The following is a 23,233-nucleotide window of genomic DNA, read 5'->3' on the forward strand; positions in this document are numbered from 1 at the left end:
CGTCCCTTCCCTCTTTCCCTGCCGGGCCGGGTCTGGCACAGAGACGGCAACGGGCATCAACCGGGTCCGACCGCTCGCGCATCGTCGGAAAAATGCTGCTCCAACTCTCTATCTGAAAGGTTTCACCATGCCCGTATTGTCCACTCGCATCACATCAATCAACGGCGGTGGTTCTGACGGGTGGGACGTGTTCAACCGCGCGCGCGCGATGATCGCCGCGGGGATTGATGTGACCGAACTGACCATCGGCGAACATGATATCCGTACCGACCCCGCGATCCTGAACGCAATGCATGCATCGGCGTTGAACGGGCATACCGGCTATGCTGCGGTGCCGGGTACGAACGCCTTGCGCGACGCTGTCGCCACGCGCCTGACCCGGCAGACCGGAGTGGCCACCAACCGCGACAACGTGCTGATCACACCAGGCGGACAGGCGGCGCTGTTTGCGGCCCATGTCGCGGCCTGCTCTGCGGGCGATACGGCACTTTTTGTCGATCCGTTTTATGCCACCTATCCCGGCTCGATCCGCGCCGCCGGGGCGATACCGCAGGCGATCACCACACGGGCACGCGATCGTTTCCTGCCGCAGCGCGATGCCCTCGCGCTGGCCGCCATCGGGGCTGCGTCGCTGCTTATCAACACACCGAACAACCCGACCGGCACAGTTTATCCCCGTGAAACGCTGGACGACATTGCGACGGTTGTCCGCGATCACGATCTTTGGCTGATCTCGGACGAGGTGTATGACACCCAGGTCTGGGACGGCAGCCACATCTCGCCCCGCGCGCTACCGAGAATGGCCGAGCGCACGCTGGTCATCGGATCGATGTCCAAAAGCCACGCCATGACCGGCAGCCGTCTGGGATGGATCGTCGCACCCGAAGCAGTGATTACCCCGCTGATCGACCTTGCCACCAATACGACCTACGGCGTGCCGGGATATATTCAGGACGCCGCCCTGTTTGCGCTGGAACAAGGTTCGACGCTGGAAGAGGCTGTCGCCGCCCCGTTTCGCCGCCGCCGCATGCTGGCGCAACAGATCCTTGGCGCGCAGTCCGTTGTCGGCCAGATCCCGTCGCAAGGCGCGATGTATGTGATGCTGGACATCCGCGCCACCGCGCTAAGCGGCGAAAGCTTTGCCAATGCCCTGCTGGATACCCATCATATCGCGGTGATGCCGGGTGAAAGCTTTGGCGCGTCAGCGGCAGGTCATGTCCGAGTGGCACTGACCGTAGCTGATGACGCATTGGCACAGGCGCTGGGAACCTTGTGCGAATTTGCCGCCGAACGCGCCACAGCACGCTGACCCGGCGCAGATGCAGGGTTCACCCGCTCACCCGGGCGTCGCAGGCCGCCCGTAAAAATGTGGTCTGCGAAATGTTACGCGCCAGACGCCTTGATCACAAACACGCACTTTACCCAAGCGGGCAAGCTGCCCTAAAGTTGGTGGTGCATGCATTTTACGGGGTACGCCGTGGCAAAGACACCCACTTCAACGATCCGCAACATCGGCCCCGCGTTTGAGGCGTCATTGACGCGCGCCGGTGTCGACTGCGCCGAGATGTTGCGCGATATCGGCGCACACGAGGCCTATCGACGGCTGCTGCTGAATGGATCACAGCCGCATTTCATCCCCTACTACCTTCTGCATATGTCGCTTCAGGGGCGGCCCTGGAACGATTGCAAGGGCGACGAAAAGGCTGCGCTGCGGGTTCAGTTCGACGCGCTCAGGGTTGAGGTGGCGGGCACCGACGAAAAGGGCCGCTCCGATTTCGAAGCGGCCCTTGATGCCATTGGGGTGATCGACCGAAAACGTCGATAGACCCCGAATATATCGCTGAAATAGCGGGCCGGGTTTAGCCGACCAGTTCGAGACCCGAGAAGAAATACGCGATCTCTTCGGCGGCGGTTTCGGGGGCGTCCGAACCGTGGACCGAGTTTTCGCCAACCGATTCCGCAAATTCTGCGCGCACAGTACCAGCCGCCGCATCGGCGGGGTTGGTGGCGCCCATGACTTCACGGTTCTTGGTGATTGCGGATTCGCCTTCGAGAACCTGAACAACAACCGGCTCGGATGCCATGAATTCGCACAGCTCGTCGTAGAACGGACGCTCGGCGTGGACCTTGTAGAATTCGCCGGCCTGCGCTTTTGTCAGCTGGATGCGCTTTTGCGCCACGATCCGCAGACCCGCCTCTTCGAATTTGGCATTGATCTTGCCAGTCAGGTTCCGCTTGGTGGCGTCTGGCTTGATAATGCTCAGCGTGCGTTCGGTGACCATGTGTCGTGCTCCATATGTCGCGAACCGGGACATTTGGCCCGGCGTGTTTACAATTGGCGCTGCGATACCATGCGCCCCTGCGCTTGGAAAGGGTTGTGACGCGCGGTTCTAAACAGATGTTGCGCCCTGCATTAACCCCACGGCAATCGCAACCCGCACTCCGCCACTGTGGGCAGGTCGACGGCGCCGCAGCGATAATATCGTCCAGAACACATTCGACGCACGGTCTGTACTGGCCAGTGTCGCAACGCTCTGCTAAGGCGCGGCCATGTTGAAGATTCAAGAAATAAACTACTCCGTTGAAGGCCGTCCGTTGATGGTCGAAGCCTCTGCAACCATTCCCGAAGGTCACAAGGTTGGTCTGGTCGGTGCCAATGGTGCGGGCAAAACAACGCTGTTCAAACTGATCCGCGGCGAACTGACGCTTGACAGTGGTATCATTTCGCTGCCCAGCCGCGCCAAGATCGGCGGGGTAGCCCAAGAGGTGCCAGCGTCGGAAACCTCGCTGATCGACACGGTGCTGGCCGCAGACACCGAGCGCGCCAAACTCATGGCCGAATCCGAGACCGCGCAGGATGCGCATCGCATCGCGGAAATTCAGACTCGGCTGGCCGATATCGACGCCTGGTCCGCCGAAGCGCGCGCCGCGTCGATTCTCAAGGGTTTGGGTTTTGACGACGACGCGCAGAAAATGCCGTGCAGCGCCTTTTCCGGTGGCTGGCGGATGCGGGTGGCACTGGCGGGGGTACTCTTTGCGCAGCCCGACCTGCTGCTGCTGGACGAACCGACCAACTACCTCGACCTCGAAGGGGCGCTGTGGCTGGAATCCTATCTGGCCAAATATCCGCATACCGTCATCATCATTTCGCACGACCGCGGACTGCTGAACCGCGCCGTTGGCGGAATCCTGCACCTCGAAGAGAAAAAGCTGACCTTCTGGAACGGTCCCTACGACCAGTTCGCCCGCCAGCGCGCCGAACAGCGTGCCGTGCTGACGTCGATGGCCAAAAAACAGCAGGCCCGCAAAGATCACCTGCAAAAATTCGTTGACCGGTTCAAGGCCAAGGCGTCCAAAGCCAAGCAGGCCCAGGCCCGTGTCAAGATGATCGAAAAGATGGACACGATCACCCCGCCCGAAGAGATGGCCAAGCGCGTGTTCAGCTTTCCGCAGCCGGACGAGCTGTCGCCGCCGATCATTCATATCGAAGGCGGGTCGACCGGCTATGGCGACACCCTGGTTCTCAGCCGACTGAATCTGCGCATTGATCAGGACGACCGCATCGCGCTTTTGGGTCGCAACGGTCAGGGCAAATCTACGCTGTCCAAACTGCTGTCGGACCGTCTGCCGCTGATGGACGGCAAGATGACCCGCTCAAACAAGCTAAGGATTGGCTATTTCGCCCAGCATCAGGTCGATGAACTGCATATCGACGAATCTCCCCTCTCGCACCTGCAACGGCTGCGCCCCAATACGATGCAGTCGAAACTGCGGGCCCAATTGGCGGGCTTTGGTCTGGGCGCCGATCAGGCAGACACCGAGGTCGGACGCTTGTCGGGTGGTCAAAAGGCGCGCCTGTCGCTGCTGCTGGCCACCATCGACGCACCCCATCTGCTGATCCTCGATGAGCCGACCAACCACCTCGACATCGAATCGCGCGAGGCATTGGTCGAGGCGCTGACCGCCTATTCCGGTGCTGTCATTCTGGTCAGCCACGACATGCACCTGCTCAGCATGGTCGCGGACCGGCTCTGGCTGGTCAAGGATGGTTCGGTCGCCCCCTACGAGGACGACCTCGAGGCGTATCGCAAGCTGTTGCTGCAACCCGACAAGCCCATCAAACCAGCGAAACCTATCCAGGAAAAACCCAAGCGCCCGTCGCGTGACGCGATTCTGGCGCTGCGCTCGGACGCCCGCAAAGGCGAGGAACGTGTCGCCAAGCTGAATGATATGCGTGACAAGCTGGCAAAAAAACTCGCCAATCCGGAGCTTTACGACGATACCCGTGCGGGCGAACTGGCCACCTGGAACAAAAAATACGCCGAGGTGATGGAGGCATTGGGCCGGGCAGAGGCACTGTGGATGGCCGCGCTGGAAAAGCTGGACGAAGCTGAGACCGTCTGACGCCCGTTCGGACGATTGAGGTCTGCGTGCTTATTGAAACAGCGCCCGGCCATTACGCCCATTGCAAGATCGACCTGCAATGCCTAAGGCTGCGCCCCTATGGACGCAGCCCTTTTAATCCCCGCCTTTGTCACCCTGTTTGTGGTGATCGACCCGATCGGTTTGACGCCAATCTTTATTGCCTTGACCGCCGGGGCAGATGCACGCCACCGGCGCGCGGTCGCCTATCGCGCCTGTCTTGTCGGTGCCGGCGTGTTGTTCCTTTTCGCATTTCTCGGCGAATCCGTGCTGAACTTTATCGGCATTTCGATGCCCGCTTTTCGCATTTCGGGGGGAATCCTGCTGTTCCTGACCGCGCTGGATATGCTGTTTGAACGGCGCAACAAGCGGCGCGAGGACAAGACCTCCACGCCACAGGACATGCCCGATCCGTCAGTCTTTCCGATTGCGATCCCGCTTATTGCCGGTCCCGGCGCCATTGCCTCGATTATTTTGCTGACCGGACAGGCTCAGGGCGCGGTTGGCATGGCCTCGGTGCTGGGTGTGCTGATCGCCGTTCTGCTGATCGTGCTGCTGCTCTTTCTCTCAGCCGGGGTTATCGAACGGATGCTGGGAACAACTGGAATCACGGTTGTGACGCGGCTTTTGGGAATGTTGCTGGCGGCACTGTCGGTCCAGTTTGTGCTGGACGGGCTGCGTGCCTTTGGTCTGGCCAGCTAGACGTGGGATACTGCGCACCTTCAAAACCCGCGCGCTACCCCCTATCTGATCTGTGTAACTGACAGACAGGCGGCACATGTCTTCGAATGATTTTGGAAATCTGATCTACCTTGTCATTCTTGGCGCGGTGCTGGTGTTCTGGGTCCTGGTGCAGAATCGGGGCAACCTGTCGCGCACATTTCAGAATGCGGCGGTCTGGGGCCTGATCTTTGTCGGCACGATCGCGGCCATCGGTATGTGGGGGGACATCCGCCAGACCGTGCGCCCCAGTCAGGCGGTCTTTGCCGATTCCGGCCGGGTCGAGCTGCCACGCGCACCCGACGGACACTATTATGTGACCCTGACGATCAATGATACGCCGGTACGGTTTGTCGTCGACACCGGTGCCAGCGGCGTGGTTCTGACGGCTGACGATGCCGGGCGGATTGGACTGAATGCCGCCGGTCTGGCCTATTTTTCCGAAGCGATGACAGCCAATGGGCCGGTGCGCACTGCCCCTGTGACACTGGACAGCGTGCAGTTGGGGCCGTTCATCGACAAGCGCGTCGGCGCCTACGTCAACGAGGGCGAGATGGAGCAATCTCTGCTTGGCATGACCTATTTGCAACGCTTTGACCGGCTTGAAATTTCCGGCGGTAAAATGATCCTGGAACGCTAACCGCCCTAGCTGCCGCGATGAGTGAGCAGTCAACCACAACGTATTTATTCAGATTCACTTCTCGTGATATGGTGTGCGCCCGGTCCGGCGCCGACCCAAGATCAGGCCTCGGCCTTTTTCTTCCAGCGCCCGGTTTCTTCGGACCAGTATTGCGCCTTGCACCCGGCCCCGGTCAGCAACCGCCACTGGCCGCGCGCCTGATCCAGCGCCTGCGCATCGTGGCCGTCGAACAGCACACAAACCCGTTCCAGCGCCTGCACTTCGTCTGGCCCGACCTCGGCGCCATCGACGCTCATCAGACAGGCCGGATTGTTGGCGGCAGCCCCGGTTGTCAACAGGACGGGCTGCGCCGCATCATGCGGCCCGCCCGCCAGCCCGTGTGGCAGAAACCCCTCTTCGGGCCCCAGCCACAGCCGTTCGTCCAGCCAGCCCATCCGCGCCGCATCGCGCCCCCGCACGGCAACGCGCCAGTCATTCGCCAGCGCGCGCCCCAGCAGTTGCGGCAATACCACCTCAAGCGGGTTATGCGTCAGGTGATAGAAATAGGCCGCCCCCATTGCGCTCAGTCCCGTTCGAACCGTTCAGCCACCAGCCGGTTCAGCGTCATGACGCCCCAGCCGGTCGCGCCCTTGGTCGACAGCACCAGATCCCGCGGCACATGCGCCACCCCGGCGATATCGATGTGAATCCACGGCGTCTCGTCCTTGACGAACCGGCGCAGGAATTCGGTGGCGGTGATCGACCCGGCAGGCCGGCCACCCGAGTTTTTGACATCCGCCATCGGCGTTTTGATCAGGTCGGCATAGGCCCCGCCCATCGGCATCCGCCATGCGCCCTCTTGTTCGGCCTCGGCCGCCTTAAGCAGGCCGGCACACAGGGCGTCATCATTCGAATAGATTGCCGCGTTTTCGTGCCCCAGTGCGACGATGCAGGCACCGGTCAACGTGGCAAGGTCGATCATCGCAGAGGGCTTATAAGTTTCCTGTGCATACCACATGACGTCAGACAGGACGAGCCGCCCCTCGGCATCGGTGTTGATGATCTCGATCGTGTCGCCCTTCATCGAGGTGACAACATCGCCGGGCCGCATCGCAGCAGCATCCGGCATGTTTTCGACCAGCCCGACCAGACCGACCACATTCGCCTTGGCCCCGCGCAGCGCCAGCGCCCGCATCGTACCGGCGACAACACCCGCGCCGCCCATATCCATCGTCATGGATTCCATGCCAGCGGCGGCTTTCAGCGAAATGCCGCCAGTGTCGAACACCACCCCTTTGCCGACCAATGCCAACGGCGCCTCGTCCCCGCCGCCGTTCCAGCGCATGACAACCACCTTGGATGGCGTGACGGACCCCTGCCCGACCGCCAGCAGCGCGTTCATACCCAATTCGGCCAGCCGATCCTCTTCCAGCACCTCGACCTCGACCCCGAGATCGCGCAACCCTTCTAGACGGGCGGCAAATTCGACCGTGGTCAGCACATTGGCAGGTTCATTCACCAGATCGCGAGTAAACGCGACACCCTGGGCCACCGCCATCAGCGCAGCGGCCTCGGCTGCGACGCTGTCAGGATTCGAACAGGCCAACACTGCGGGTTCCGGCAGTTCGCCTTTGTCGGTGCGATGATCGGTAAAGGCGTAGCCGCGCAATGCCAGACCAAAACCAACCTCGGCCGCGCGCGACTGACTTTCGCACAGCACCAGAATGCCTGCACTGCCTGCCATACGCGCCAACGCCGCGCCAGCCTTGCGGGCTTCGGCCACCGAAGGGCGGCGATCAAGACGCACCAGATCCAGCGCCTCGGCGGCGAGTCCGACGGGGAAAGACAAGCTCAGCACGTCGCCGGTCTTGAGCTTTTCCCAGCGCTCAGATTCGACCGCCCGCGCCACCGCACCTTTGGTCAGCCGGTTCAGCCTCCGTGCGCCAATGCTCAGCTTGCCGTCCGGCGTCACAAACACTGCGATGTGGCCGGTTGCATCAGGCAGAGCCGGTAAATTCACCGCGTCGAACGTGATCTTGCGCAATTCTGTCATGTCATCATCCTCACATCTGTTTGTCCCAAGAGGTAATGCCCAAAGGAACCATTGACCAGAGCGACCTTTTCCCCGGCCTCAACACCCGATATGGTCACGCCAACGCTGCTGTGACCGGGGAGAGACGATTGGCCAGATTCGACAGATACGTGCTGTCGCAACTCATGGTGATGTTCGGATTCTTCGCACTCGTTCTGGTGTCGGTCTACTGGGTCAACCGCGCGGTGATCCTGTTCGACAGACTGATTGCGGACGGGCATACGGCGGGGGTGTTCCTTGAATTCACCGCGCTGAGTTTGCCCAACGTGATCCGCATGGTGCTGCCGATGGCGTCCTTTGCCGCGGCGGTCTATGTCACCAACCGGATGAGTGCAGAGTCCGAACTGACTGTGGTACAGGCCACAGGGTTTTCGCCCTGGCAGTTGGCCCGCCCGGTGCTGTGCTTTGGCCTGATCATCGCGGCGATGATGATGGTGCTGACGCATTTCCTCGTCCCCGCCAGCCTGGCCCAACTGCGCGAACGCGAGACCGAGATATCGGGATCTCTCAGCGCGCGGCTGCTGCGCGACGGCGTGTTCCTGCATCCGGCCAAGGGCGTGACGTTCTATATCCGCAACATCACGGATGAGGGCGAGCTGCGCGATGTGTTCCTGTCGGACCGCCGACAAGAGGATCGCGCAGTGATCTACACCGCCCAGAGCGCCTATGTCCTGCGCGATGCTGAGGGCCCCAAGCTGGTGATGCGGTCGGGTCTGGCGCAAACCCTGGTGCGCGACGGAGAGCGATTGTCGACCACCAATTTCGCCGATCTCACCTATGATATCAGCGCATTGATCACCGCCGATGGTCCGGGCCGACGCAAGCGCGAATTCATCCCCACATCCGAGCTGCTGCTCGACACCGACGCCGTCGCCGAAGAGGCGCGCGACACACGTGGAGAGATCCTCGAAGAGGCGCATATGCGGTTCCAGCAACCGATTCTGGCGGTGGTCGCGGCGCTGATCGGCTATTCGGCGCTGATGGTCGGCGGTTTCAGCCGATTTGGCGTCGGCAAGCAAATCGTCGGCGCGATCTTTCTGCTGGTGGTGATCAAGCTGGCGGAAAGTGCCGTCAGCGATCCGGTGCGGGCCAACGCCGCGCTCTGGCCGCTGATCTATCTGCCGTCGCTGATCGGGCTGGTGATCTCTGGCCTGCTGCTGCGTGCGGCCAGCCGCAGCCGGACCCCGCGCCGGTGGCGCGGCAAACGGGCTGTGACAGCATGATCCTGCATTACTACTTTGCGCGCCGGTTTTTGCGGATGTTCCTCAGCGTGCTGATGGTGTTCTTTCTGTTTGTCGGGCTGCTGGATCTGGTCGATCAGATTCGTCGGTTCGATGCCTCTGTGACCTTTTCCGATGTGGTGGTGCTGACGCTGCTCAACACGCCGCAATCACTGTATCAGATGTTGCCGCTGGTGATGATCCTTGCGACCATCGCGCTGTTTCTGGGTCTGGCACGGTCATCCGAGCTTGTGGTTACACGGGCCTCGGGCCGGTCGGGCATGGCGGCGATTGTCGCGCCGGCCATGGTTGCCGCAGTGATCGGTGCCCTCGCAGTCGGGATGGGGAACCCGATTGTGGCGGCAACCTCGAAACGCTATGTCCAGATGGCTGAAACCTTTGAGAATGGCGGAACGGATGTTCTGTCCATCGGGGCCGAGGGGCTGTGGCTGCGCCAGGGCGACGCCGAAGGCCAGACTGTAATCCGCGCCAGCCGCGCCAACCCCGAGGCCACGATCCTGTATGATGTCAGCTTTGTGCAATATGCCCCTCAGCGTGGTCCGGTCCGCAGGCTTCAGGCCGCATCGGCCGAATTGCAAACCGGGCGCTGGGTGCTGCGCGACGCCAAGTCCTGGCCGCTGGGCACCGGCGAGAACCCAGAAATCGCCGCGACGCGGGACGTGATGTTCACCCTGCCTTCAACCCTGACGCAGGACAGCATCCGTGACCGGTTCGGCGACCCGTCTGTGGTGTCAATCTGGGATCTGCCCGCCTATATTGCCGATCTGGAACAGGCCGGATTTTCTGCACGCCGCCATCAAGTCTGGTTGCAGATGGAGCTGGCACGGCCGCTGTTCCTTGTTGCGCTTGTCCTGCTGGGGGCCGGGTTCACTATGCGCCATAGCCGCTTGGGGCGGACCGGAATTGCGGTTCTGGCGGCGATCATGCTGGGCTTTGGGTTGTATTACATCCGCAATTTCGCGCAGATCCTCGGCGACAACGGCCAGATCTCACCAATTCTCGCGGCCTGGGCGCCGCCTCTGGCGTCGCTCTTGCTGGCGATCGGGATCATCTTGCATATGGAGGATGGCTGATGCGGCGTCTGATTGCCCTGTTCTGGCTGCTGGCCACACCTCTTGCGGCGCAGCAAAATGACGCGCAGCCAGACGCGGCGCTGCTGATCGCTGATCTGGTGCAGGTCGAGGGCGAGACACGGCTGATCGCGTCTGGCAACGTCGAGGCGCTGTATGATGGCACCCGACTGACCGCGACGCAAATCGTCTATGACAGCGAGACAGACCGCCTGACCCTGACCGGCCCGATCCGCATCACCGACCCGCAGGGCAACGTGCTGGTGGCGGATAGCGGCCAGATCGATTCCGGGATCGAAAACGGCCTGCTGAACGGTGCCCGCATGGTGCTGGACGAACAATTGCAGATCGCGTCAGTCGAGGCGCGCCGCGTTGGTGGCCGCTATACCCAGCTTAGCCGCGTGGCGGTGACCTCGTGCCAGGTGTGCGGCGACACCTCTGCGCCACTGTGGCAGATCCGCGCCACACGGGTCGTGCATGACCAGCTGGAACGCCAGCTATATTTCGAGAACGCGACACTGCGGGTGTTGGATGTGCCGGTGTTCTACATCCCCTACATGCGCCTGCCCGATCCCACATTGGACCGGGCACGGGGATTCCTGATCCCGTCGATCCGGTCGACCACATTGCTGGGGTTTGGCATCAAGACGCCGTATTTCATCCCGATTGGTGATCATCAGGACATCACACTGACACCCTATCTGTCGCAGGAAACCCGCACGCTTGAGGCGCGCTATCGCCGCGCGTTCCGCAATGGCGCGATTGAGCTGAACGGCGCGCTGACTCAGGACACGCTGATTCCGCAGGACACGCGCGGGTATTTCTTTGCCGAAGGTCTGTTTGACCTGCCCCGCGATTTCAAGCTGAGCTTTAGCATCGAAACCTCATCGGACGAGGCTTACCTGAACGATTACGACTATTCAGGTGCCGACCGCCTGGAGAGCGAGCTGGTCATCAGTCGCGTGCGCCGGGATGAGTACATTTCGGGTGGAATCATCCACTACAACAGCCTGCTCGATGGCGACAGCAACGCCACGCAACCGTCGATCATCACCGACCTGCAATACGAACGACGCCTGTTTCCGCGTCGGATTGGCGGCGAGCTGCGGTTTTCCGCCGTGGCGCACAACCATTATCGCTATTCCGACGATGATGTGGACGGCACCGACGACGACAGCATCGTTGACGGTCGCGACGTCACCCGCCTGACCACCGATATCAGCTGGCGCGACCGCTGGACCCTGCCCGGCGGCATCCGCGCCGGGGCGCTCGGGCAGCTGTGGGTCGATCGTTTCTGGATCAATCAGGACGCAACCAGTCCGAACGATGTCAGCCAGGTCACCCCCGCCGCCTCGGTCGAGTTGCGCTGGCCCTGGACCAAAAGTGGCACTGACGGCGCGCATTACCTGATCGAGCCGGTGGCACAACTGGGCTGGGTCGGTGGTGACAGGCTCAACGTGCCGAATGACGAAAGCACCCGCTCGGAGTTCAGCGAGGGGAATTTGTTGTCGCTGTCACGCTTTGCCGCGCCCGACCGGCGCGAACGTGGCCGCCTTTCGGCGCTTGGCGTGCGGTTCCTGCGCGACGACCCTGATGGCTGGGCCGCCGGGCTGACCCTGGGCCGGGTCTGGCACGAAGAATACGACAGCGCTTTTTCCCGCTCTTCCGGCCTGTCGAATACGACGTCAGATTTCCTTGTCGCCGGGCATCTGGCAACGCAGGACGGGCTGCGCTTTTCGGCGCGCGGGCTGTTTGACACCGACAATCTGCGCATCGACAAGGCCGAGGCCCGGGCCGGCTGGGCGAATGATCGCATGGATCTGACCGCTTCATATGTGTTGCTGGTCACCGACCCGGACGAAGACCGCGATCAGGCGGTGTCGGAATGGACCTTTGAGGGGCGCTATGAATTCACCCCGCGCTGGGCGGCGGAAACCGAAGTCCGCTATGATCTGGCCGACAAACGCTATGACAAGGCCGCCCTCGACATCGAATACCAGAACGAATGCGCGCAGGTGACCTTTTCGGTCTCGCGCAAGTTCGCATCCTCAACTAACCTTGAACCATCGACCGATTTCGGACTGACCGTCGCGCTGAAAGGCTTCAGCACCGGCGGCAGCGCCAAGGAGTACCGCCGCTCATGCAGCACCAGATGACCCGCCCCCCGTTTCGCAGCCTGCCCCGCCTTTGTGCCGTGGTTCTGGGCGCATTCTTTGTACTTGCTTTGCCCGTGGGCAGCCGGGCGCAGGGGCTGTTTGCCCCGGCGATCACAGTCAATGACGCGGTCATCACCGGCTTTGAGCTGGAACAGCGCGCCCTGATGCTGAAGTTGCTGAACGCGCCGGGTGACCCAAGCACGCTGGCGCGCGAACAGCTGATCGACGACAGGCTGCGGGTGCAGGCCGCCAAGGCAGCCGGACTGGTCCCCGCCGAAGAAGAAGTGCTGGACGGCATGACCGAGTTTGCCAGCCGGGCGCAACTCTCGCGCGAAGAGTTCGTCGAATCTCTTGGCGCGTCGGGCGTGGCCGAACAGACCTTCCGTGACTTCGTGATCGCGGGCGTGGCATGGCGACAGCTGGTGCAGGCGCGCTTTGGCCCCCGTGTGCGGATCAACGAGGCCGAGATCGACCGCGCCCTTTCCAGCGGTGGCAGCGGTGCCGGTTCCGTGCGGGTTCTGCTGTCCGAGATTATCATGCCGGCCCCCCCACCCGAGGCAGAAGCCGTCCGTGCCCGGGCGCAGCAGATCGCGCAATACACAACCGAGGCCGAATTTTCGGCTGCGGCACGCAAATATTCGGCCACCGCATCGCGCGGCGCTGGCGGGCGTCTGCCCTGGCAGAACCTGTCGGACCTGCCGCCGGTCCTGCAACCTTTGGTGCTGGGCCTGGCACCGGGCAAAGTGACAGCGCCGCTGCCTATTCCCGACGCCGTGGCACTGTTCCAGCTGCGTGGGATCGAAGAAACGGGCTATACCGCGCCCGAAATCACCGCCGTGGAATACGCAGCCTATTACATGCCCGGCGGTCGCAGTTCCGACACACTGGCCCGCGCCCGTGTGCTGGCAGGCAAAGTGGACCGGTGCGACGACTTGTATGGTGCCGCCAAAGGGCAGCCCGAGGAGGTGCTTGAGCGCGGCAGCAAGGCGCCCGCCGATATCCCCACCGACATCGCCATAGAACTAAGCAAGCTGGACCCCGGCGAAGTCTCGACAGCGCTGACCCGTGCCAACGGACAGACACTGGTGTTCCTGATGCTGTGCGGGCGCAGTACCGCGATCAGCGCAGATGCCTCGCGTGAGGATCTGGCCATCGGTCTGCGCAACCGCCAGCTTGGATCTCAGGCCGACAGCTATCTTGCCGCGTTGCGCGCCGACGCCCGCATCACCGAGCGATGACCAAAGGGGCGGGCGCACCGGCGCCCATCGCGCTAAGTTGCGGTGAACCCGCGGGCATTGGCCCGGAACTGGCGGTGGCAGCATGGTCGGCCCTGCGTGGCGAAGTTCCGTTCTTTTGGATTGGTGACGCCGCGCATCTGCCTGCCAATGCAACCTCGGTTCAGATCACGGCGCCAGAGCAGGCCATGAACGCCGCCAGCGCCGGACTTCCGGTGCTGCATATGCCGTTTGCCGGAGCGCGTACGCCTGGCCGTCCGCAACCTGCACAGGCTCAGGGCGTGATAGATGCGATCACGCGCGGGGTGGCACTGGTGCGCGCCGGGGCGGCGTCAGCCTTGTGTACGCTGCCGATTCACAAGCAGGCGTTGCAGGACGGTGCCGGCTTTGCCTTTCCCGGCCATACCGAGTTTCTTGCCCATCTCGCAAATGTCGGCGAAGTGGTGATGATGCTGGCGTCGGATCAGCTGCGTGTGGTACCGGCCACCATCCATATCCCGCTGTCCGAGGTGCCCGCAGCACTGACGACCGATCTTTTGACTGCGCGCCTGCGCATCACTCATGCGGCGCTGATCGCGCAGTTTGGAATTGCGGCGCCGCGCATCGCTGTTGCCGGCCTAAACCCCCATGCGGGCGAAGGCGGCAAGATGGGGCACGAAGAAATCACGCTGATCACCCCCGCGCTGGACGCACTGAGGGCCGAAGGTATGGACCTGCGCGGGCCGCTATCCGCCGACACGATGTTCCACGCCGCCGCCCGCGCCAGCTATGATGCAGCGGTTTGCATGTATCACGATCAGGCTTTGATCCCGATCAAGACGCTGGATTTTGACCGGGGCGTGAATGTCACCTTAGGTTTGCCGTTCATCCGCACCTCGCCCGACCACGGCACCGCCTTTGACATCGCAGGCACTGGACAGGCCAACGCCAGTTCAACCATCGAGGCGCTGCGTATGGCTTGGCGCCTTGCCCATGGGGCGCATTGACGGGTGTGATCCAAACGGTCATTTCGCGTTGCCGCACCTGCCTCAACCTCGGGCGGACGGATTTCGGTGTATGATGTCAATCCAGAGTCAGCCGTAAGGCCAGGCACTTGGTCGGCTGCCTGTCGACCAATCGCACCCCATCCCAATCTGGCCCCCCATGTGTGGCACTCTGAAATATGCTGCTGTCTGCCGGGCAGCGGTACGAACAAGTAAGTGCCCCCTCTCGACCCAAAACCGCGGCCCATCCCCACGCAGAACGGCGCGAAACAACGGTCTAAAGGCGTGAGTTTTAAAAGAGTCTAAATATCGCGCTTCATGCTTAATATTTAATCATAACGCTTATTTTGGTTTGTCCCGATCCCGCTTTCCTGAGCCTATACAATTGTGACATATCCGCAGAAGTGGTCTGAGCGGGATGCAATATTGACGAGGAGGCAAGGCGTGAAGAAGATCGAAGCGATCATCAAGCCGTTCAAACTCGACGAGGTCAAGGAAGCCCTGCAAGACGCGGGCATTCAGGGATTGTCGGTGATCGAGGTCAAAGGCTTTGGCCGTCAGAAGGGCCATACAGAACTGTATCGTGGCGCCGAATATGTCGTTGATTTTCTGCCCAAGGTGAAAATCGAAGTGGTACTGGACGACGATCAGGTCGACGGCGCCATCGAGGCGATCATTGCCGCGGCAAAAACCGACAAGATCGGCGACGGCAAAATTTTTGTGACCAACGTTGAGCAGGCTATCCGTATCCGGACAGGCGAATCCGGCTCCGACGCACTCTGACCATCACACACCAGACCACAGTTTCGAAAAGACAGAAAAGGACACAGGGAATGAGCAATGAAGCAGTTCTCAAACTGATTGCGGATGAAGGTATCGACTATGTCGATATCCGCTTTACCGATCCCCGCGGCAAACTCCAGCACGTGACCGTTGTCGCGGACCTCGTGGACGAGGATTTCCTTGATGACGGTTTCATGTTCGACGGCTCGTCGATCGCCGGCTGGAAGTCCATCGAAGCTTCGGACATGAAGCTGATGCCCGACACGGAAAGTGTTTACATCGACCCGTTCTACGCCGAAAAAACGCTGTGCATCCATTGCTCGGTTGTAGAACCCGACACCGGCGAAGCGTATGACCGTGATCCGCGCGGCACCGCGGAAAAGGCCGAGGCTTATCTCAAGTCTTCCGGCATTGGCGACGTGTCCTACTGGGGCCCCGAGGCCGAATTCTTCCTGTTCGACGACGTGCGTTATTGCAACAAGATGAACAAAGTGTCCTACGAAGTCGACGCGCTGGACGCGGCCTGGAATTCCGACACCGAATACGAGATGGGCAACACCGGCCACCGTCCCGGCATCAAGGGCGGCTATTTCCCGGTCAACCCGATCGACGACGGTCAGGACATCCGCGCCGAAATGCTCTCGACCATGAAACGTCTGGGCATGAAGGTCGACAAGCATCACCACGAGGTGGCGTCGTGCCAGCACGAGCTGGGTCTGATCTTTGGCACGCTGACCAAACAGGCGGATGAGCTTCAGAAGTACAAGTATGTCATCCACAACGTGGCGCAGGCCTACGGCAAATCGGCAACCTTTATGCCCAAGCCGATCTATGGCGACAACGGCACTGGCATGCACTGCAACATGTCGATCTGGAAAGACGGCAAGCCGCTGTTTGCCGGCGACAAGTACGCTGACCTCAGCTCTGAGGCGCTGTGGTTCATCGGCGGTATCCTGAGCCATGCCAAGTCGCTGAACGCGTTCACCAACCCGTCGACCAACAGCTACAAGCGTCTGATCCCCGGCTTTGAAGCACCCGTTCTGCGCGCCTATTCGGCCAGCAACCGGTCGGGCTGTGTACGAATCCCGTGGACAGATTCGCCGAAAGCCAAACGCGTCGAGGCACGATTCCCCGATCCCGCAGCAAACCCGTATCTGTGTTTCTCTGCCCTTCTGATGGCCGGCCTTGACGGCATCAAGAACAAGATCGACCCGGGCGAGGCGATGGACAAGAACCTCTATGATCTGCCCCCCGAAGAACTGGCCGGCATCCCGACGGTTTGCGGCAGCTTGCGCGAGGCGATGGAAGAGCTGACAAAAGACCACGAATACCTGCTTGCAGGTGACGTGTTCACCAAAAGCCAGATCGAGGGCTACATGGCGCTCAAGATGGAAGAAATCGAATTGTACGAGCACACGCCCCACCCGGTCGAGTTCGGCATGTACTATAGCTGCTGATCCCATTGGCAGTCTGAACAGTGAAAGGCGTCCCTGCTGGGGCGCCTTTTTTACGATTGTGCCGAACTGACGGGCGGGGTGGTGCGATGCGGATCGGCGGTTAAACAGCCAGTCGGAAATCCCGACTTTGCCATGCTGCGATTTAGGGCTATTCTTATTACAAAAGAAGTATCCCGGAGGGCCATATGCGCCGCGTTTTGATCATTTTTGGTTTCAGTCTGTTCATGTCCACCCCGACCCTGGCCGCGCAATGCGGCAATTCCGGTGCGGGTTTCGAAACATGGAAAACCGCCTTTGCCCGCGAGGCTCAGTCGGCCGGTGTAGGTCAGCGCGGCTTGCAGGCTCTGGCCAGCACCCGCTATTCCAACAGCACCATCAGCGCCGACCGCAACCAAAAGAGTTTTAAATACTCGCTCGACAAATTCCTCAAGATACGCGGCGCGGATACGATTGTGGCACAGGGCCGCAAACGCTTGGCCCGCAACCCCGACTTTTACGGCGCGCTGGAACAGCGGTATGGTGTACCTGCAGGCGTGCTGATTGCCATTCACGGCATGGAGACAGCCTTTGGCGGCTTCATGGGGGACAGCTCGGTTGTTTCGGCGATCACGACGCTGGCTTATGATTGCCGCCGCTCGGCGTTTTTTGTCCCGCATGCGATCGGAGCGCTTAAGCTGGTCGATCACGGTTCGATCACGACCGACACCCGTGGTGCAAAACATGGCGAACTGGGCCACACTCAGTTTCTGCCCGGCAACGCCCTGCAATATGGTGTGGACGGCAACGGTGACGGTCGCGTGGATTTCTACAATGAGACCGACGCCATGGCATCGACCGCCAATTTCCTGCGGCAAAAGGGCTGGCGCCCCGGCGTCGGCTATCAGGAAGGTCAGCCAAATTTCAACGTGATCAAGGACTGGAATGCGGCCACCGTCTATCAAAAAGCGATTGCGCTGATGGCGGCCCGCATTCAAGGATAGTCGCGCAATATCCGCAGCATTGTCGCGGGGAGGCCGTATTTTCACCCAGATTCGTCGCAATAGTTAACCTATGTATAACCGCAGACGGATAATTTTGTGATGACGCGTCCTGTGAATGCCTATGCCGCGCTGATCATGCCCGATTCCACAGATTTGGAGCCGGGCAAGTATCTTGAGATTGCACGCGACGTTCTGGCCACGTTGGATTGCCCGCGCGGCGACCCGCCTTTGGTGTCATCGCGGCGCTGTCATACGGCGGGTGAGACGCTTGACCTCGCGGTGCGGGTTGAACTGGATCAGCCCGACCGGCCCCCCCGGATCGTGATCGAGGCGCGGGCGTTTCGCGATGCAGCCTATAGTGACGAACATGGCGCGCAGGTGCTGTCGGATATTGTGCTCGCGGCCTTTGCCCTCTGCAATGCAGAGCTGGTGGAGTGGGACAATCGCGATGTCCGCCTCGACCGAGGCGAATTCATCGCGTTGCGACGGTATGTGTCGCCGCGTCGCACCCCGGTTGTTGCTCTGGTCACGCCCCCTGTGGTCCCCCAGACGGCTTCCAATATGCAACCCCTGCACCAAAAACCGTCCTGGGGCTACGCCAAAGACAAGATCCCGCAGATCGCAGAAGCGCCACGCCGCGCCACCATTTTGTCAGCCCCGCGAGATCAACAGATGGATGACGATCTAGAGCGGCGCCTGATCCGCCGGTTCTGCATCGAGCTGGCCGAAGAGCCGCCTGCCTCAGTGATCGAGCGGTCGCAACCAACCCCGTCCAAAGCCAGGGTCGCGCGGACTGCGGTTGCCGACTCTGCCGATCATTTCGTCGCGGATACGGACTCAACGATTCCCCGCGAAGCTCAGACGAACGACCGTGCCGCGAGACGCCCAATGCTGGCCTCCACGCTGACCGATGTCGCACGGAAGGTAATCGAAACTTATCTGCCGCACATCCGGCTGCGCTTTGCCGCGCAAGTCGCGTCGATCGCGATGCTGTTTGTGATGCTACAAACCACCAATTCCCTTGGATCGGTACTGGCGTTGGTTCTGCCCTAAGTCCACGCGCGACACGCATGGCCCGGGATCAATTTATACCGTCCATAGTGCTGATTATTAATGATAATATTCGCCTATCGGTCGCCGATAGGTGGCATTCATATATCAGCGATAGCGTTCAGGCTTCAGCCCATATTTCGCCAGCTTATCGTAAAAGGTCTTGCGCGGCAGTTTCAGCGCCTCAGCCGCAACGCTGGCCTGCCCCCCCGCGCGCCGCAACGCTTCGCCCAGCAGCGAGCGTTCCACCTGTGCCAATTGATCGGTCAAACCCATGCCTGCGTCCTTTGGCTCAGCTTCGCCCAGCCCGAGGGCAAAGCGCATCGCTGCCGACATGAGTGCCCGTGCATTCCCCGGCCAGTCCTGTGCCATCAGACCGGCGATCACCTCTGGCGTGATCTCGGGCGGGGCCAGCCCGGCCTGCTCGCTCGCCTGCGCCACGTAATGGCGAAACAACACCGGGATATCTTCGGGCCGCTCGGACATCGATGGGATTCGCACCGGCATCACTTCGAGCCGGTAAAACAACTCGGCGCTCAGCCCGCCATCGTCGACCAGCCGTCGCAGATCCTGTGTACTGCCGGCGATCAGTGCCACCCGCCGCGCCTCAAGCGCATCGACCAGCGCCATCTGCGCATCCGTCGGCAAAGCACCGATATCGTCCAAGAACAGCGTGCCCCCGGCGCAGGCGTCAATCAGCTGGTCGAGTGCGACGCGGCTCAGCCCACTTGAGGCGCGCTTTTCGAACGGACCCTTGGCGCGGTTCGAACACAGATGCACCACCTCGGCGATTTTTGAGATGCCGGTGCCCGGAGCGCCAGTGATCAGGACCTCGGTTCCGGCACGTGCGGCTGCGCGCACACGTGCCCGCAACCCCTCGGCCAGCGCAGATTCGCCAAACACCAGCCGCGCCGCCGCATCCCCCGTTTCGATCTGTGCCTTGAGCCGCCGGTTTTCCAACACCAGACCCCGCGTCCGCAGCGCGCGTTCGATCACCGAGGTCAGGTCCGCAGGCGCGCAGGGTTTCTCCAAAAAATCGAACGCCCCCGCCGCCATCGCCCGCACGGCCATGGGAATATCCCCCTCAGCCGTCAACAGAATCACTGGCAGGTCCGGATCCGTCTCGCGCGCGAAATCCAGCAGGTGGAAGCCGTCGCGCCCCGGCATCCGGATATCCGACACCACCACGCCCTCAAAACCCGGGCGAATGTGATCCTTGGCCTCGACAAAGGACCCCGCCATGATCGCCTCGAACGACGCGAGTTCGAGCGTCTGGCCCAGCGCCTCGCGCACAGCCGCGTCATCGTCCACCAAAAGTACGCGCACCGGGCTCATGCCGCCTGTTCCTCTTGCCAGCGTTCCAGCACCACCGAGAACACCGCCCCGCCGCCGGGCCGGTTCGCCCCACGGATGGAGCCGCCAAAACTTTGGACCAGCCCATAGCTGATCGACAGACCTAGTCCCATCCCCTCGGACGCGCCGATCGCCCGCGTTGTATAGAACGGTTCAAAGATCCGTTCCGGTTCCTCGATCCCGGGCCCAGTGTCAGAAAAGGTCACAGTCAGAGGGCCAATTTCGTCCAGACCGATGACCAATCGCCGCTGGTCACGACCGTCCATCACATCCGCTGCATTCGTTACCAGATTGACAAAGACCTGCGCCAGCCGCACCTCTCCACCCCGGACCCAGATCGGCTGATCCGGTTGCTGCCAGTCCAGCGTCACGCCCACCTCGCGCAGCCGTACCTCGGTCAGATCCACTGCCGATTGCAGCACGGCACCCAGATCGACGCGAGAGATCGGCGCGCTTTCCTGCCGCGCAAAGGCGCGCAGGTTCTTGATAATCCGCCCCATCCGCTGAGCCATGTCGGATATGCGCACCAGTGCTTCACCCGCGCGGTCCGGGCGCCCACGGTCCAGAAATGCGCTGCCGTTTTCGGCAAAGGACCGGATTGCCATCAGCGGTTGATTCAACTCGTGACTGATGCCTGCCGACATCTGCCCCAGCGCGCTCAGCTTGCCTGCCTGCACCAGATCCGCCTGCGCCCGTTTCAGCGCTGACTCGGCCTCTTGGCGCTCGGCCACCTCGCGGCGCAATGCGGTATTGCTGAGGCTCAGCGCGCGGGTCCGCGCGGCCACACGTTGTTCAAGCACGGCATTGGCCAGTGCCAGCGTGCGCCGCCGTTCAGTCGCAAGGAACAGCAGCGCGCCAAAGAACAGGCCCACCGCCGCCACTGCCGCAGCCTGCAACGCCGCCAGCCGCCGCGCGGGTGCCACATCGACCAGCGCCACCCCTTCGAGGTCAATCACTGGCAATGGCGTGCTCAGATACAGCGCCCTGCGCGGCACATAGGGGCTCCAGTCCTGGTGCCAAATCTTGTGGCCCGCGACATGCTGTATGCTGACCTCGAACCGGCGACCGTCGGGTGCAGCCATCGCCCCCTCACCCGCGCGACGCCAAAACAGCAGCTCGGACCGATTGGTTACAAAGACCTCGTCGCGCAGATCGGTGAAATAGACAGTCGGCAGATCGCCGCGCCAGTCCTGCTCAAGCGAACCGATGTCGACCACCGCCACCAGCACGCCACGCACCTGTCCGTCCGGCCCAAAGGACGGTGCGGCAAAGCTGTAGGTGCGGCGTCCGAACCCCGCCCGGCGGCCATGCGTCGCCCCCAGCGCGCCCTGCAACGCGCGACGAAACGCCGGTTCCTGTGCCAGCCCGGCAGATGACAGCGGCGTTGACGCCGCCAGCACCTGGCCCGATGCATCGGCATAGAATGCCGCCAGCGTCCCGGTTTTGTCCGCGGCCCCCAGCAACACATCCTGTGCCGCCGGCACCGATCCACCCGAATGCAGTGCCTCAAGCGCCGGATGCTCGGCCATCAACACGGCAAATTCGCGGTAGCGCTGCAACTGTGTCACCAGCCGATCCGCCGCCAGCGCCAGATCAGAGGCCCCGCGCGCCGCCACCTGATCCAGTGCCTGACGATAGCCATAGCTCCACACTCCGCCGCCCAGCGACGCAATGACGGCGAGCAGCAGCGCCATAAGCGCAAGTCGGGATCCAAACAGCCAACGCATTGCCTGTGGTAGCAAGAACCCGCCCCCGCTGACCAGCCCGTTCCACCTGGCCCCCCTGATCGCCACGATGCTCTTGCACCTGCCGCACGGCCACGGCAGGGTCGCGCGATGCAGCATTTCACCCAAGGCCCGGCTGATCCGGCGTTCAATCAGAACCCCTACCCGCTCTATGCCCGGATGCGAGCCGCCGGCGACCTCGTCTGGTGGCAGGATTACGCCATGCCATGTGCCACCAGCCAAAAGGCGGTGCAGGCGCTGCTGCGCGACCGTCGTTTTGGTCGAGAAGTGCCGCCAGAACTGGTCCAGCCGATTCCCACACATTTGGCGCCGTTCTACGCGGTTGAGGCGCATTCCATGCTGGAACTCGAACCGCCCCGCCACACCCGCCTGCGCAGCCTTGTTCTGCGTGCTTTTACCAGCCGCAGGATTGCCGGGCTCGAACCGGAAATCTCGACACTCTGTCATCAGTTGATTGACGCGCTGCCTGCGGGCGGGTGCGACCTGCTGCCAGCCTTTGCACAAAAGCTGCCGGTGATTGTTATCGCTCGCCTGCTGGGGGTGCCCGACGATATGGCGGGCCAATTGATGGCATGGTCTAATGCGATGGTGGCAATGTATCAGGCCCGCCGCAGCCACAGCGTCGAAATCGCCGCAGCGACCGCCGCCGCCGAGTTCGCCGATTTTCTGCGTGATTATGTCAACAAACGCCGCGCCACTCCGCGCGATGATCTGATCACACAGCTGATCACCGCCGAAGAGGTGGGCGACACACTCAGCACCGACGAGCTGATCACCACCTGCATTCTATTATTGAACGCCGGCCACGAGGCGACGGTCCACACCCTTGGGAACGGATTGCGGCATCTGCTGCTTGGCGGGCAGATTGCACGCCCAGAAACAGCCGCCGCAGTGGCCGAAGAGATCCTGCGATTCGATCCGCCGCTGCATATGTTCACGCGCTACGCCTACGAAGATGTAAACGCCTTTGGTCATGATTTTCGGCGCGGCGATCAGGTCGGCTTACTTTTGGCCTCAGCCAACCGGGACGACCGCGCATGGCCCTGCGCAGACCGTTTTGATCCCGCGCGCCATGCCAGCGACACCCGTACGCCTCAGTATGCCAGCTTTGGCGGTGGCCTGCATTTCTGCGTCGGCGCGCCGCTGGCAAGGCTGGAATTGCAGGTGGCGCTGCCAATCCTGTTCGCCCGCCTGCCCGCCCTGCGCCTTGCAGGCCCGCCCATCTATGCGACCAGTTATCACTTTCACGGGCTTGAAGCGCTGCGCGTCACATACTGAACCAAGGTACTGGCGCCCGGACCAGGCAATCACACGGCGCGCGGGGACG

Annotated in this window: 20 protein-coding genes; 15 read left to right on the forward strand and 5 right to left on the reverse strand. The window is 61.9% G+C overall.

The window, feature by feature from the left end; all coding sequences use genetic code 11:
- The first annotated feature begins 127 nt into the window (after nt 1-127).
- Together IMCC21224_RS12005 and IMCC21224_RS12010 are read left to right on the forward strand one after the other, a co-directional pair.
- Nucleotides 128-1,309 (forward strand): pyridoxal phosphate-dependent aminotransferase, encoded by a 1,182-nt coding sequence (locus IMCC21224_RS12005; protein ID WP_047995556.1) that lies wholly within the window; start codon nt 128-130, stop codon nt 1,307-1,309.
- 147 nt (nt 1,310-1,456) lie between these two features.
- Complete coding sequence (locus IMCC21224_RS12010) at nt 1,457-1,825, forward strand: TfoX/Sxy family protein (RefSeq protein ID WP_047995557.1); 369 nt, start codon at nt 1,457-1,459, stop codon at nt 1,823-1,825.
- Between the two features lie 34 nt (nt 1,826-1,859).
- Here the strand turns inward: IMCC21224_RS12010 and ndk are convergent, their stop codons facing one another.
- The gene (ndk, locus tag IMCC21224_RS12015; protein WP_047995558.1) at nt 1,860-2,282 is read right to left on the reverse strand and encodes a nucleoside-diphosphate kinase; all 423 of its coding nucleotides are present in this window, start codon (nt 2,280-2,282) and stop codon (nt 1,860-1,862) included.
- Nucleotides 2,283-2,550: 268 nt separating this feature from the next.
- On the opposite strand from ndk, the gene IMCC21224_RS12020 reads away from it, so the two are divergent.
- The 3 genes from IMCC21224_RS12020 to IMCC21224_RS12030 all read left to right on the forward strand — a co-directional run bounded on the left by IMCC21224_RS12020 (nt 2,551) and on the right by IMCC21224_RS12030 (nt 5,782).
- Nucleotides 2,551-4,404, forward strand: coding sequence for an ABC-F family ATP-binding cassette domain-containing protein (locus IMCC21224_RS12020; protein WP_047995559.1), 1,854 nt, complete (start codon nt 2,551-2,553; stop codon nt 4,402-4,404).
- A gap of 99 nt (nt 4,405-4,503) precedes the next feature.
- A complete protein-coding gene (locus IMCC21224_RS12025) occupies nt 4,504-5,124 on the forward strand; it encodes a MarC family protein (RefSeq protein WP_047995560.1) in 621 nt (206 codons plus the stop codon).
- Nucleotides 5,125-5,200: 76 nt separating this feature from the next.
- On the forward strand, nt 5,201-5,782 hold the full coding sequence (locus tag IMCC21224_RS12030; RefSeq protein ID WP_047995561.1) for a TIGR02281 family clan AA aspartic protease: 582 nt from the start codon (nt 5,201-5,203) through the stop codon (nt 5,780-5,782).
- 101 nt (nt 5,783-5,883) lie between these two features.
- Here the strand turns inward: IMCC21224_RS12030 and IMCC21224_RS12035 are convergent, their stop codons facing one another.
- Together IMCC21224_RS12035 and IMCC21224_RS12040 are read right to left on the reverse strand one after the other, a co-directional pair.
- A complete protein-coding gene (locus tag IMCC21224_RS12035) occupies nt 5,884-6,339 on the reverse strand; it encodes a DNA polymerase III subunit chi (protein WP_047995562.1) in 456 nt (151 codons plus the stop codon).
- A 5-nt stretch (nt 6,340-6,344) separates the two neighbouring features.
- A complete protein-coding gene (locus tag IMCC21224_RS12040) occupies nt 6,345-7,814 on the reverse strand; it encodes a leucyl aminopeptidase (RefSeq protein WP_047995563.1) in 1,470 nt (489 codons plus the stop codon).
- A gap of 149 nt (nt 7,815-7,963) precedes the next feature.
- Between IMCC21224_RS12040 and lptF the strand changes: the two genes are divergently transcribed.
- From lptF to IMCC21224_RS12085, 9 genes are all read left to right on the forward strand, one after another.
- Nucleotides 7,964-9,076 carry an LPS export ABC transporter permease LptF gene (gene lptF / locus IMCC21224_RS12045; RefSeq protein WP_047997081.1) on the forward strand — a complete coding sequence of 371 codons (1,113 nt, stop codon included), beginning with the start codon at nt 7,964-7,966 and terminating at the stop codon, nt 9,074-9,076.
- Nucleotides 9,073-10,167, forward strand: coding sequence for an LPS export ABC transporter permease LptG (gene lptG, locus IMCC21224_RS12050; protein WP_047995564.1), 1,095 nt, complete (start codon nt 9,073-9,075; stop codon nt 10,165-10,167). The genes lptF and lptG overlap by 4 nt, the downstream gene beginning before the upstream one ends.
- A complete protein-coding gene (locus IMCC21224_RS12055; RefSeq protein ID WP_047995565.1) occupies nt 10,167-12,320 on the forward strand; it encodes an LPS-assembly protein LptD in 2,154 nt (717 codons plus the stop codon). Before lptG ends, IMCC21224_RS12055 begins: the two co-directional genes overlap by 1 nt.
- Complete coding sequence (locus IMCC21224_RS12060) at nt 12,305-13,558, forward strand: peptidylprolyl isomerase (protein WP_231582070.1); 1,254 nt, start codon at nt 12,305-12,307, stop codon at nt 13,556-13,558. Before IMCC21224_RS12055 ends, IMCC21224_RS12060 begins: the two co-directional genes overlap by 16 nt.
- A complete protein-coding gene (gene pdxA, locus IMCC21224_RS12065) occupies nt 13,555-14,541 on the forward strand; it encodes a 4-hydroxythreonine-4-phosphate dehydrogenase PdxA (RefSeq protein WP_047995566.1) in 987 nt (328 codons plus the stop codon). Before IMCC21224_RS12060 ends, pdxA begins: the two co-directional genes overlap by 4 nt.
- 441 nt (nt 14,542-14,982) lie before the next feature.
- The gene (locus tag IMCC21224_RS12070; protein WP_047995567.1) at nt 14,983-15,321 is read left to right on the forward strand and encodes a P-II family nitrogen regulator; all 339 of its coding nucleotides are present in this window, start codon (nt 14,983-14,985) and stop codon (nt 15,319-15,321) included.
- Between the two features lie 50 nt (nt 15,322-15,371).
- On the forward strand, nt 15,372-16,778 hold the full coding sequence (gene glnA, locus IMCC21224_RS12075; protein ID WP_047995568.1) for a type I glutamate--ammonia ligase: 1,407 nt from the start codon (nt 15,372-15,374) through the stop codon (nt 16,776-16,778).
- Nucleotides 16,779-16,963: 185 nt separating this feature from the next.
- Nucleotides 16,964-17,758 (forward strand): lytic transglycosylase domain-containing protein, encoded by a 795-nt coding sequence (locus IMCC21224_RS12080; RefSeq protein WP_047995569.1) that lies wholly within the window; start codon nt 16,964-16,966, stop codon nt 17,756-17,758.
- Nucleotides 17,759-17,857: 99 nt separating this feature from the next.
- Nucleotides 17,858-18,811, forward strand: a complete 954-nt coding sequence (locus IMCC21224_RS12085) for a hypothetical protein (RefSeq protein ID WP_047995570.1) — start codon at nt 17,858-17,860, stop codon at nt 18,809-18,811.
- Nucleotides 18,812-18,916: 105 nt separating this feature from the next.
- Here IMCC21224_RS12085 and IMCC21224_RS12090 read toward each other — a convergent pair whose 3' ends face one another.
- Together IMCC21224_RS12090 and IMCC21224_RS12095 are read right to left on the reverse strand one after the other, a co-directional pair.
- A complete protein-coding gene (locus tag IMCC21224_RS12090; protein ID WP_047995571.1) occupies nt 18,917-20,143 on the reverse strand; it encodes a sigma-54 dependent transcriptional regulator in 1,227 nt (408 codons plus the stop codon).
- Nucleotides 20,140-21,903, reverse strand: coding sequence for an ATP-binding protein (locus tag IMCC21224_RS12095; RefSeq protein WP_369796023.1), 1,764 nt, complete (start codon nt 21,901-21,903; stop codon nt 20,140-20,142). Before IMCC21224_RS12095 ends, IMCC21224_RS12090 begins: the two co-directional genes overlap by 4 nt.
- Nucleotides 21,904-21,996: 93 nt before the next feature.
- Between IMCC21224_RS12095 and IMCC21224_RS12100 the strand changes: the two genes are divergently transcribed.
- Nucleotides 21,997-23,184 carry a cytochrome P450 gene (locus tag IMCC21224_RS12100; RefSeq protein WP_047995572.1) on the forward strand — a complete coding sequence of 396 codons (1,188 nt, stop codon included), beginning with the start codon at nt 21,997-21,999 and terminating at the stop codon, nt 23,182-23,184.
- Nucleotides 23,185-23,233: the final 49 nt, after the last annotated feature.

Source organism: Puniceibacterium sp. IMCC21224, assembly GCF_001038505.1.
Taxonomy (GTDB): domain Bacteria; phylum Pseudomonadota; class Alphaproteobacteria; order Rhodobacterales; family Rhodobacteraceae; genus Puniceibacterium.